13 protein-coding genes are annotated in these 11,937 nt (G+C 27.1%); 10 read left to right on the top strand and 3 right to left on the bottom strand.

Features of this window, described 5'->3' with window-relative positions:
• Window positions 1-80: 80 nt before the first annotated feature.
• Entirely contained in the window at window positions 81-1,268 is a 1,188-nt protein-coding gene (gene tuf, locus AAHM82_RS11825) for an elongation factor Tu (protein ID WP_342264066.1), read from the top strand.
• Between the two features lie 70 nt (window positions 1,269-1,338).
• Here the strand turns inward: tuf and AAHM82_RS11820 are convergent, their stop codons facing one another.
• Window positions 1,339-2,703, bottom strand: coding sequence for a M17 family metallopeptidase (locus AAHM82_RS11820; RefSeq protein WP_342264065.1), 1,365 nt, complete (start codon window positions 2,701-2,703; stop codon window positions 1,339-1,341).
• 113 nt (window positions 2,704-2,816) lie between these two features.
• On the opposite strand from AAHM82_RS11820, the gene AAHM82_RS11815 reads away from it, so the two are divergent.
• The 4 genes from AAHM82_RS11815 to AAHM82_RS11805 all read left to right on the top strand — a co-directional run bounded on the left by AAHM82_RS11815 (window position 2,817) and on the right by AAHM82_RS11805 (window position 6,564).
• Window positions 2,817-4,616 carry a M3 family oligoendopeptidase gene (locus AAHM82_RS11815; protein ID WP_342264064.1) on the top strand — a complete coding sequence of 600 codons (1,800 nt, stop codon included), beginning with the start codon at window positions 2,817-2,819 and terminating at the stop codon, window positions 4,614-4,616.
• A 401-nt stretch (window positions 4,617-5,017) separates the two neighbouring features.
• Window positions 5,018-5,458: a transposase family protein gene (locus tag AAHM82_RS14910; protein ID WP_342263396.1), complete on the top strand. Its 441-nt coding sequence runs from the start codon at window positions 5,018-5,020 to the stop codon at window positions 5,456-5,458.
• Entirely contained in the window at window positions 5,455-5,847 is a 393-nt protein-coding gene (locus AAHM82_RS14905; RefSeq protein ID WP_342264845.1) for a transposase family protein, read from the top strand. Before AAHM82_RS14910 ends, AAHM82_RS14905 begins: the two co-directional genes overlap by 4 nt.
• Before the next feature lie 222 nt (window positions 5,848-6,069).
• Complete coding sequence (locus AAHM82_RS11805; protein ID WP_342264063.1) at window positions 6,070-6,564, top strand: IS1/IS1595 family N-terminal zinc-binding domain-containing protein; 495 nt, start codon at window positions 6,070-6,072, stop codon at window positions 6,562-6,564.
• Window positions 6,565-6,570: 6 nt separating this feature from the next.
• Here the strand turns inward: AAHM82_RS11805 and AAHM82_RS11800 are convergent, their stop codons facing one another.
• On the bottom strand, window positions 6,571-6,990 hold the full coding sequence (locus AAHM82_RS11800; protein ID WP_342264885.1) for a transposase family protein: 420 nt from the start codon (window positions 6,988-6,990) through the stop codon (window positions 6,571-6,573).
• Between the two features lie 5 nt (window positions 6,991-6,995).
• Entirely contained in the window at window positions 6,996-7,388 is a 393-nt protein-coding gene (locus AAHM82_RS11795; RefSeq protein ID WP_342263426.1) for a transposase family protein, read from the bottom strand.
• 163 nt (window positions 7,389-7,551) lie between these two features.
• Here AAHM82_RS11795 and AAHM82_RS11790 point away from each other — a divergent pair, with 163 nt between their 5' ends.
• The 5 genes from AAHM82_RS11790 (at window position 7,552) to AAHM82_RS11770 (ending at window position 11,930) form a co-directional block, all read left to right on the top strand.
• The gene (locus tag AAHM82_RS11790; RefSeq protein WP_342264062.1) at window positions 7,552-8,052 is read left to right on the top strand and encodes a hypothetical protein; all 501 of its coding nucleotides are present in this window, start codon (window positions 7,552-7,554) and stop codon (window positions 8,050-8,052) included.
• Window positions 8,053-8,154: 102 nt separating this feature from the next.
• Window positions 8,155-8,982, top strand: coding sequence for a 16S rRNA (adenine(1518)-N(6)/adenine(1519)-N(6))-dimethyltransferase RsmA (gene rsmA, locus AAHM82_RS11785; protein ID WP_342264061.1), 828 nt, complete (start codon window positions 8,155-8,157; stop codon window positions 8,980-8,982).
• Entirely contained in the window at window positions 8,972-9,967 is a 996-nt protein-coding gene (locus AAHM82_RS11780; protein ID WP_342264060.1) for a ribose-phosphate pyrophosphokinase, read from the top strand. The genes rsmA and AAHM82_RS11780 overlap by 11 nt, the downstream gene beginning before the upstream one ends.
• Before the next feature lie 67 nt (window positions 9,968-10,034).
• Entirely contained in the window at window positions 10,035-10,592 is a 558-nt protein-coding gene (pth, locus tag AAHM82_RS11775; protein WP_342264059.1) for an aminoacyl-tRNA hydrolase, read from the top strand.
• 51 nt (window positions 10,593-10,643) lie between these two features.
• Window positions 10,644-11,930, top strand: a complete 1,287-nt coding sequence (locus tag AAHM82_RS11770) for an adenylosuccinate synthase (RefSeq protein ID WP_342264058.1) — start codon at window positions 10,644-10,646, stop codon at window positions 11,928-11,930.
• Window positions 11,931-11,937: the final 7 nt, after the last annotated feature.

Here is an 11,937-nt window from a genome sequence, read left to right as displayed (position 1 = left end):
TTGTTAGCAACTTGAAATTTAAGATAAAATATAGATATCTTTTTTAAAAAGTAGTAATAAAAATGAAAGGAAGAAATGAAATGGCAAAAGAAGCATTTTCAAGAAGTAAACCGCATGTTAATATTGGAACAATTGGTCATGTTGACCACGGTAAAACAACTTTAACAGCAGCGATTACTGCGGTATTAGCAAAACAAGGTGGAGCAAAAGCAAGAAAATATGATGAAATTGATGCTGCACCAGAAGAAAAAGCAAGAGGAATTACAATTAATATTGCCCATGTTGATTATGAAACTGAAGCAAGACATTATGGACATATTGATGCTCCAGGGCATGCTGATTATGTAAAAAATATGATTACGGGTGCAAAACAGATGGATGGAGCAATTTTAGTGGTTGCTGCAACTGATGGTGCAATGCCCCAAACTAATGAGCATGTTTTATTGGCTAAAAATGTGGGGATTAAAAAATTAGTTGTTTATTTAAATAAAGTTGATTTACTTGATGATCCTGATCTGCTAATCTTAGCAGAAGAAGATATTAGAGAGTTATTAACTAAACATGGTTTTGATGGTGCCAATACACCAATTATTGAAGGTTCAGCATTAAAAGCATTAAATGGTGATCCCGAACAAGAAGCAAAAATTCTTGAATTAATGAAAGCTGTTGATGAATATATTCCAACGCCAGAGCGAGATTTAGATAAGCCATTTATGATGTCAGTTGGAAGTGTTGTGAGTGTTCCAGGTCGTGGAACCGTGGCTACGGGTCTTGTTGATCGGGGAATATTAAAACCTGGTGAAGCGGTAGAAATTGTTGGGTTTGGTGATAAGGTAATTAAAAGTATTGCTACAAGTATTGAAACTGGTCACAAAACGCTAGATGAAGCTAGAGCTGGTGATAATGTTGGAATCTTATTACGAGGTGTTGAAAAGGATGCCGTACGAAGAGGACAAGTTTTATGTAAACCAGGAACAGTTACGCCTCATAGTAAATTTCAAGCAGAAATTTACTTATTGACAAAAGCTGAAGGTGGTCGTCATACAGCAACTAAAAGTAATTATCAACCACAATTTTACTTACATTCTTCAGATGTAACAGGAACAGTTACCTTACCTGCTGGTGTTGACTTTGTGATGCCGGGTGATAATACTGAAATAACTGTTGAGTTAAATACTAAAGTTGCTTTAGAAGAAGGAACACAATTTGCTATTCGTGAAGGTGGTAAAACCGTAGCTTCAGGAATAATTAATAAGATTTTAGAATAAAAATTTTTAAAAAAACAAACAATGAAAAAGTTATCTATTTCAAATAGATAACTTTTTCATTGTTTAAATTTTAATTCTTAACTCTAGTTAAAAGTTCAACTAGTGTTTTAACCATAACCCCATTACCACGAGAATCGCTATCAGCTGTTCCCGCAATATCTAAGTGAATGAAAGGTTTTTCTTCAACAAATTCTTGTAAGAAAGCGGCTGCTTGTGAAGACCCCATATCCCGAATTTTTCCAATATTTGCTAAGTCAGCTATTTGTGAGCATTGTATTTCTTCAATATTTTCTTTGTATATCGGCATTCTTCAAATGCGTTCTTTGCTTAAATTACTTGCTTGTTCAAATTGGTGGTAAAAATCATTGTTATTACTAAATACACCTGTAGCATGTTTTCCTAGCGATACTACGATTGCTCCGGTTAAAGTAGCAACATCAATAATTTTAGTAGCGTTGCTATTTCTAATGGCATAAGTAATTCCGTCAGCTAAAACTAAGCGTCCTTCAGCATCGGTATTTAAGATTTCAACGGTTTTGCCGTTCATTGCGGTTGCCACAGCTTCAACTAAGGTGGCGTGGCCGCCAATGCGATTTTCAGTTAAACAGGCAACAGCAACAACATTAATTGCGGGTTTAATTTTAGCAATGGCTAATAATGTTGAACAAACAATTGCTGCTCCTGACATATCAAATTTCATATTAATCATTGAAGCTGCTGGTTTTAATGAATAACCACCTGAATCAAAGGTAATTCCTTTGCCGACTAAACCAATTTTTTCTTTGCTGTTAGTATTTCCTGTGTATTCAATTACAACAACTCGGGGGTCATTGTGGCTACCATTAGCAACAGCTAATAAAAGACCCATTTTATTTTCAATAATTGCTTTTTTATCTAAAATAGTAATTTTAGCATTATTAATGCCTTCAAAAACTTTTTGAATATCTTGGGCAAAGATTTCTGGATACATTAAGTTTGGCGGTGTATCTTGTAAGTTTCTTGTTAAATTAACACTATCTAGTTTAATTTGAGCAATGTTAAAAATTTCAGTGCTATCACTAATATTAGTAATTAGAAGGTAGTTTGTTTTTTCTTGCTTTTTTTCTTGTTTATAAGATATTACTTGATGTTGGGTATATAAAATGGCTTCACTAATGGCTTGTAATGCCAATTGTTCATTAAAATCATCAGTTGTAAAACTAGCAACATCAATATTTAATTCCCGAGTGTTGGCACTGCTAAATTTTTTCATTCAGTGCTGTAATTTACAAAATGTCATTTTCTTTTCTTTAAAGTAAACGAAAAGGATTTTTTCTGAGTCGATTAAGGTTGTATTTCCTTCAGATTTTTCAACGGCGCCCTTAATTGCTTCGCCTTCAAAAATAGCTTTTAAAGTTACAATGTTTTGTTGTGATTCTTTTGTTAAGTTAATCATATTTATCCTCCTAATAATAAAATTATATAAATTATAACACTTTTGATTGCACAAATGCCGTAATATATTGATATAATCATAAAATAGATTAATAAGGGAAGAGGATATAACTAATGAAACGAATTAATGCTGATAAAAAGTATCAATGAGATTTAAGTTATTTATTTACTAGTGATGATGATTGAACGAAGGCGTTACAAAATTATATTAGTCATTATAGTAAATTGTATAATTTAAAAGGAAAATTACATCAACAAGAAAATTTTAAGCAATATGTTTTATTGTCAGAGGCGGGAGAAATTTTAGGTGCAAAACTTTCGCAATATTTACATTATGGTAGTTTAGATACTACTGATGAACGATTTATTAATTTAAGTAATTTAATGATGAATGAATCTTTAAAAATTCAAACTAAGATGTCATTTGTTGAACCGGAATTAAAACAAATTGGTGCAGAAAAAATTATGCAAATGTTAGCAAATGATGCGGAATTAAAAAATTTTGAATATGATTTTCGGTCATTTTTTGAAAAAGTAAAATATTTATTAACAGAAGAACAAGAGGAATTATTAAACAATGTTGCTAAAACGCGAAGTACTAGTTATCAACTTTATGATTTATTAGCGTATGCTGATAAGGAAAAACAATATCTTGATTATGATGGTGAAAAACAGGAATTAACAGAATCATTAGCAACTTCAATAGCACAATTATCGCGCCCCAAAGAAGATCAAAAATTACGACGAGAAACTAGTATGTTATTAAACAAACATTTAATTACAAAGAAACATTCATTAGCTAAAGTGTATGAAGATATTATTCAATATAGTGTTGAAGAAGTTAAATTAAGAAATTATGAAAGTTCATTGCAAGCATCATTATTAGGTGACAAGGTGTTGCCAGATATGTATATAACTTTATTAGAAGTTGGAAAAGCATATATTCATTTATATCGGCGTTTTATTAAAATTAAACAAAAATATTTTCAATTAGATAAATTTTATGCGACTGATAGTCATTTATTAATGATGAATAAAACAGAAAATAATAAGTATACTGTGATGCAAGGTATTGCGATGGTAAAAGCAGCTTTTCAACCATTGGGAGCAGAATATTTAACGATGTTAGATATCGCTTTATTAGCAGGGCGGATTGATTATTTTGAAGATACTAACAAACGTGGGGGGGCATATTCATCATCAGGTAAAGGTGTTGAACCAATTATTTTAATGAATTGAGATGATTCATTACGATCTGTTGCTACTTTAGCACATGAATTAGGTCATTCCGTGCATACATTATTTTCTAATAAATATCAACCGCCTAATTTAGCACAATATCCGATTATTTTAGCGGAAGTGGCATCGACTTTTAATGAGCATCTTTTATTCAAATATCTGTATACGCAAGCTAAAGAAAAAGATGAACAAATTTATTTATTGGAAACAAGAATTAATGATTTAATGGCTACTTTCTTTCGTCAAATTCAGTTTGCTAAGTTTGAATGGGAAGCTCATAAATTAGTTGAACAAGAGCAACCGATTAATGCTAGTATTTTAGCAAAACTGTTTAAAGATGTTTCAATTGAGTATGGTTATGATGTTTATGATGAAATTGCTGATGATAGTATTTATATTTATGCTTGACCACGAATTTTACATTTCTTTAATTCCTCTTATTATGTTTATAAATATGCTACTTCGGTAACAACTTCGTTTAAGTTATATGATGATTTTGAAAAGGGCAATAAAGATAACATTTTGAATTTTCTTAAAGCAGGGGGTCATAAAGAACCAATGTTAATTTTGCAAGATGTTGTTGGTATTGATTTATCACTGGAAGCAACCTATGTACCGTTAATGGAGCATTTGGAGCAACTATTGGATGAATTGGAAAAATTATTACAGCTTTAAAATAATAACTAAATTAGCTTGTTTAGATGTTATGATCAAATAGCAATTAGCTGATAACGAGTAAGAAGTTAATAAAATAATATTATTTTGTTTTAATTTTATCAAGAGTTTTCGACAAAATTAAAAAATTTTTGTTGTGTAAAAATTCAATAATATGATAAAATGGTAACGAATAAAAATGACAATAACAAGAAAGGCAAGATTAGTTTAGTAATTAAATAATATAATTAGCTGATTGTTTTACTTCTTCAAAGCAATACCTAAGAAAACTAAACGCGACCAATTTTTATTAAAAATTTTTAATTTTGTCGAAAACTCTTGATATTTATTGAATAGACTTCTTGCAAAATTAATTTAAAATATAATTGAATTGTTGTTTTTAATAAAAAGGTGGAATTTAAATGAAATTTAAAAAAAATAATCAAATAAGTGATAAAAATTTTTTAAGATTAACTGGTATTAAACATACTACTTTTAATAAAATGCTAGAAATTTTAAAAATAGAAGAATTAAAAAAGAGATTTCGTCGCGGAAGAACCAATAAATTATCATTAGAAAATCGTATTTTAATGACTTTAGAATATTGAAGAGAATATAGAACTTATTTTCATATTGCAAAAAGTTATGATATTAGTGAAAGTAGTTGTTATAGAAATATCAAATGAATTGAAGACACTTTAATAAAACACCCTAATTTTCAACAACTTACTGGTCAAAAATCACTATTAAAAGATTATTTCAAAGATAAGACTGTTATAATTGATGTAACTGAAAGCCAAATCCAACGCCCAAAAAAAGACAAAAACAGCACTACTCAGGAAAAAAGAAAAAACACACAATAAAAACACAAGTTATAATTGAAAAAGATAGTAAAAAAATTATTAGTTCTGATTTTTCTTATGGTAAAAACCATGACTTTAAAATTTTAAAAGATTCAAAAATTAAATTTTTACCAGAAACAACTGTTTTAGTGGATTTAGGTTATCAAGGCATACAAAAAATTAATCATAATGTTTTAATTCCTAAAAGAAAATCAAAGAAAAACCCTTTAAATAAAGAAGAAAAGCAAAATAATGAGCGAATTTCAAAAATGAGAATTGTTATTGAAAATGTTTTTGCTATACTTAAAAAATTTAAAATTATTAGTGAAAAATATCGAAATCGTAGAAAAAGATTTGCTTTAAGATTTAATTTAATAGCTTCAATTTATAATTTACAACTATTAGTTTAAATATATTTGATAATTTAAAATTTCAGTCTTTTTTTATTGTAAATAATAATTTTTATTATGTTTTAATGACAAAATATTTGTAAAAATAATCTAAAAATTATTTTAATAACACTTTTATATTTATTTTAAATTTAAAAATTATAATTATCATATTAATTTTGCAAGAAGTCTAATATACTTAATTTTAGGTATATTTTAATATGATAGAGGTGGATAATAATTATGGAAAAAATAATTCAAGAACTAGTAAATACTTTAACAGATGATCAATTTTTAGAATTTTATGAAAAAGTCAAACAACAAGCAGAATTAATAAAAAAACAAAAACGTTTAAATGAAATTGATCAAAAATTTAGAGCGCAAGGTATTAAATGCCCTAAATGTGAATCTTACCATTGCGTTAAAAATGGACATAATTCAGAAGGAAAACAAAAATATTTATGTAAAAATTGCCGTGCAAGTTTTGACGCTTTTCGTAATCATTTTATTTATTGAAGTCATTTAAATTATGAACAATGAAATTTATTGATTCAAATTTCATTGCTGGGGCAATCTAGTAAAACAATTTCTCGTTTTATTAAAACTACATTAAAAACTGCTTGATATAATCGTCAAAAATTAATGAAATCAAAACAATTAGAAAATACCCAATTAAAATTTAAAAAATTATCTGGTAAAATCCAAATCGATGAAACATTTATTAGACTTGGTACATAACTATAACTAGCTTAATTCAAAATTATATATTCCTGAAATTAAGTTAAATCGTAATCCAAATCTTCTAATCTTATTGTGATAACGATAAACTAGTATTTTAAATCTTTTTAATCTAGCAAAAACATGTTCAATGACAATTCTAACTTTACTTAAAAAGCTATTATATTCCTTTTTATCTGGATTTAAAGGATTATTTTTACTCTTTTTAATTGGCAATAATGTATTTTTATGAACATTTTGCAAACCTTGATATCCTGAATCGGCAATTAATTCTAATTTTGGATTTATAAGTGTATTTGATTTTAAAAATAACTTATAATCATGAGTACTGCCATAACAAAAATCTACTGAAATAATTTTATTGTTAAATAAATCAATAATTATTTGCGATTTTAATGAATGTTGCCTTTTCTTACCAGAAAATAATAATTTTAGTTTTTTTTAATTCTTTCAATTGGAATTTCTGTAGCATCAATTGCTAATAAATTATTAGTAGTACCCTTATTTTCTAATAATATCTTTTTGCCAGGTATATGAAAGTGACTATTTTTTATTAGAGTATTTTCAACTCAAAAGATATTACGAATACAACTAACATGACTAATATTATATTTTTTTGCAATAATACGATATGTACTATATTCTTTTCAGTATTCTAAAGTCATAAGTAATCTTTGCTCTATTGATAATTTATTTGGTCTACCACCAATTTGTTTTTGTTTAGCTTCACCTTCTTTTAAAATTTCTACCATTTTCATGAAAGTTTTATATTTTATGCCTATTAAACTATAAAATTCGTTTTCGTCTTTGTATTTATCTAACATTTGTACTTCACCTAGGAAATAATATTATCAAAATAGTAGATAAAATTAAAGGTTATGTACCAAGTCTATTAAAGAAATCCATAAAGGAAATTTCAAATATAAAACTGATCCACGAAGAATTCACCTTGACCCATTCGCAACTAATACTAAATGCTGTATTCAAATGGCAATTGATAATAATAACAATATTTATGTTAAATCCACAAACACCAAACGTTTACAAAAACAATGAGTTATTGAAAATATGAACAAAGAATTAATTAACGAAAATTCAATTATTACTTCTGATATGCAAAAATTATATTTTTTAGTAGCAAAACAAACAAATTCTACTTTATGTGTAACTAAAACAACAATTAATCCTGAAGCTAGTTATCGTAACTTAAATAAAATCAGTAAATTACAATCTAGTCTTAAAGAAGCCTTAATTCATTATCATGGTTTAGGTTTTACTAATATTCAAAATTATTTAAATCTCTGAAAATGAAAATACCAACATAAGGGTTTAACTCCAAACCAACAAACAGCGGTATTATATATTTTAATATATAAAAAAGTTAAAGTAAAAATAGTAATTTTACATAAAAGCCTTTTAAAATTATCAAGTTGATGATTTTTTTTATTTTATCAAGAGTTTTCGACAAAATTAAAATTAAAAATTTAATAATATTTCATTAACTATGTTATAATTACATGATATGAAAAACTATTATAGGATTTGAAAATGAAACCACAAGCAGTACTTTTAAAATATAATTTACATCCGATGAAAAAATGAGGACAGAATTTTTTAAATAATGAGCAAATCGTTAATCAAATTATGAATAGTTTTAGATGTGAGAATACTGATGGCATTTTAGAAATTGGAACCGGATTAGGAATAATGACAGTTAGTCTTTTAAAAAAGGCACAAAAAGTAGTTAGTATTGAAATTGATAAAAAATTAATTCCAATTTTAAATGAACAATTTAAAAATGAAGCAAATTTTAAACTTATTAATGATGATTTTTTAAATATTAATTTACCATTATTAATTAAAGAACATTTTGTTAATATTAAACGAGTTCATATTGTTGCTAATTTACCATATTATTTAACTTCACCAATTTTATTTAAATTATTAGATAATGTTCAATATTTTACGAGTTTTACATTAATGATGCAAAAGGAAGTAGTTCAAAGAATTACTAGTTTACCAAATAATAAAGCATATAGTAATTTAAGTGTAATTTGTCAGTATTATAGTAAAGTGAGTATTCCTTTAAAAGTAAGTCGTCATAATTTTTTTCCTGAACCTAATGTTGATAGTTGAATTGTTCATTTTGCTTTACAAAAAAATTATCAAGTTGATAATGAAAGAGAATTTAATGATTTTGTTCGCAAATTATTTGCTATGAAAAGAAAAACTTTACTTAATAATTTAAATGTGATTACTAATAATAAACAAATTTCTGAATCATTAATTTTAAAATTAAATTTACCTTTAACCATTAGAAGCGAACAGTTAACAATTGAAGAGTTTATCAATTTATACCATTTTGTTAAAGATAATGGTAATATAATATTTACGAGGAGGTCATTTAATGACAAATAATAGTTATGAGCATGTTGCTTTTTTTGGATTGAATGCTAGTAAAAAATTAGCACAAGAAATTTGTAATATTCTTAAAGTTCCTTTACAGGAAGCAAAAGTAAATAATTTTGCGGATGGTGAGATTTCTGTTGAATCTTTAATGTCAGTTCGTGGTAAAGATGTTTATGTAATTCAATCAACATCATTTCCAGTTAATGAAAATTTAATGCAATTATTAATTTTTATTGATGCTTTAAAACGAGCATCAGCTAATAAAATTAATGTTGTAATTCCATATTTTGGTTATGCACGACAAGATTGGAAAGCAAAAGGTCGTCAACCAATTACTGCCAAGTTAGTAGCTAATATGTTAACTGGTGCTGGTGCTGATCGGATTATGTTAGTTGACATTCATTCATCACAAATTCAAGGTTTTTTTGATATTCCTGTTGATGATTTACGGTCAAGTCATGATTTTGCGGAATATTTTTTAGAAAAAAAACTTAATAATGTTGTTGTAGTATCGCCAGATCATGGTGGTGTTACCCGAGCGCGACATTTAACAACTTATTTACCTGGTGAATTAGCAGTTGTTGTTAAAAAACGCCCTGAACCTAATGTTAGTGAAGTTGAATTTGTGCTTGGTGATATTAAAGATAAAAACTGTATTATTATTGATGATATGATTGATACGGGTGGTACCATTGTTAATGCAGCGAAAGCATTAAAAGATGGTGGTGCCAAAACTGTTTATATTGCTGCCACGCATCCAATATTTAGTGGTAAAGCTGTGGAACGGTTAAAAAATGCGGTTGCTAGTGGTCTTGTTAATGAAGTTGTTGTTACTAATTCAATTGAATTGTTAGAAGCAAAAAAATTTACTGGTTTAAAAATAATTTCTATTGCTAGTTTTTTAGCGAAGATGATTAATGCTTCTATTAATTGTGAATCATTGTCAGAAATATATGCTACTCGTTCAAAAAAATTATCAAATTTACAGGAGTAATAGTGAATTAACTCGCATTCTAGCGAGTTTTGTTTATTTAATGAATTTTTTGCGAAAGGTTAAAAAAATGAAATTAATTGTAGGTTTAGGAAACCCTGATAAAGAATATATCCATACGCGACATAATATTGGTTTTCAAATTATTGATGCTTTAGTTAAAAAATGAAATATTAAGTTAGATAGTAAAAAAATGGATGGTCAATATGGTAAAACAATTAAAAATAATGAAAGTATTATTTTGTTAAAACCATTAACATATATGAATTTATCAGGATATAGTGTTTCATCAATAACTAATTATTTTAAAATTGCAGTATCCGATATCATTGTTATTTATGATGATATTGATTTACAACTTGGAGTTATAAAATTACGGCATGGCGGTAGTAGCGGTGGGCATAACGGTATTAATAGCATTATTAATAGTTTAAATAGTAATAAAATTAAACGGATTAAAATTGGTATTGGTAAAGATAATGCTTATGATACTAGTTCTTGGGTTTTAGGTAAATTTACTAATAAAGAAAAACCAATCATTGATGAGACAGTTAATAAAGTTTTAAATATTATTGATGATTTTGTTGTTGATTTTAATTTTGAAAGAGTTATGAATATTTATAATTAAGTTTTGTAGTAAAATACAAGTAATAATAAAATAGTTAAAGGAAGTAATGAAATGAAAAATACATTAGCAATTATTGGTAGTCAATGAGGTGATGAAGGAAAAGGCAAAATAAGTGATTATTTTGCGCAAAATAGTGCCGTTATTGTTCGCTGAGCTGGTGGTGATAATGCTGGTCATACAATAGTTTTTAATAATGAAAAATATAAGTTAAATTTAGTTCCGTCAGGAATATTTAATGAGCAAGCAATTAATATTATTGCTAATGGTTGTGTTATTAATTTAGAAAAGTTAATTATAGAAATTAAAAGCTTACAAGATAAGGGTTTTTCATGTCGTAATTTAAAAATTTCGAATCGTGCTCATGTCATTATGCCATATCATTTAAAAATTGATGAATATCAAGAAGCAAAGCGAAAAAATATTATTGGGACAACTAAAAGAGGCATTGGGCCCACATATGAAGATAAAATCACAAGAATAGGTATTAGAATTTGTGATTTAGAAAATCCATTAACATTAAAAGCAAAATTAGAAAATGTTATTGCGATTAAAGAAGATATTTTAAAACAAATATATCAAGATAATTTGTCTATTATAGTAGATGATTTATTAAAACAATGTCAAGAGTGATATGCGGTAATTAAACAATATGTTTGTGATACTTCATTATTATTAAATAATTTAATTAAAGCAAATCAAAAAGTATTATTTGAAGGTGCCCAAGGGGTAATGCTAGATATTGACCACGGAACATATCCTTTTGTTACTAGTTCTAATCCATCAGCATCATCAATTGCTGTTGGGGCAGGGATTGCTCTGTGAATGGTTAATAATATATTAGCAATTAGTAAACCATATAATACTCGTGTTGGTAATGGTGTATTAATTACGGAAATGAATGCTGAAATAGCCCATACAATTAGAGAAGTTGGTAAAGAATATGGTACGGTATCATTACGACCACGCCGGATTGGTTGATTAGATATTGTTGTTTTACAATACGCAACTCGTGTTAATGGGTTTACATCATTAGCAATTATGCTTTTAGATGTTTTAAGCAATATTAAATTATTAAAATTATGTGTTGCTTATATTTATAAGGGTGAAAAAATTAATTATATTCCCGCTGATATTGAAGAGTATGAAAAATGTCAACCAGTTTATATGGAATTAGCTGGTTGAGAAGCGGATATTACAAAAGTAAAATCGTGAGCAGAATTACCTGAAAATGCTAAAATTTATTTGCAAACAATTAGTAAATTAGTTGATTTACCATTGGCATTATTTTCTGTTGGTCCAGATCGTGAACAAACAATTTTATTAACTGAAATATTTTAAGAAAAAA

This window comes from Spiroplasma endosymbiont of Clivina fossor (genome assembly GCF_964031115.1).
GTDB lineage: Bacteria > Bacillota_I > Bacilli_A > Mycoplasmatales > Nriv7 > Nriv7.
Note: the sequence above shows the minus strand (reverse complement) of the source record. Positions and strands in the feature narration are given on the sequence as shown.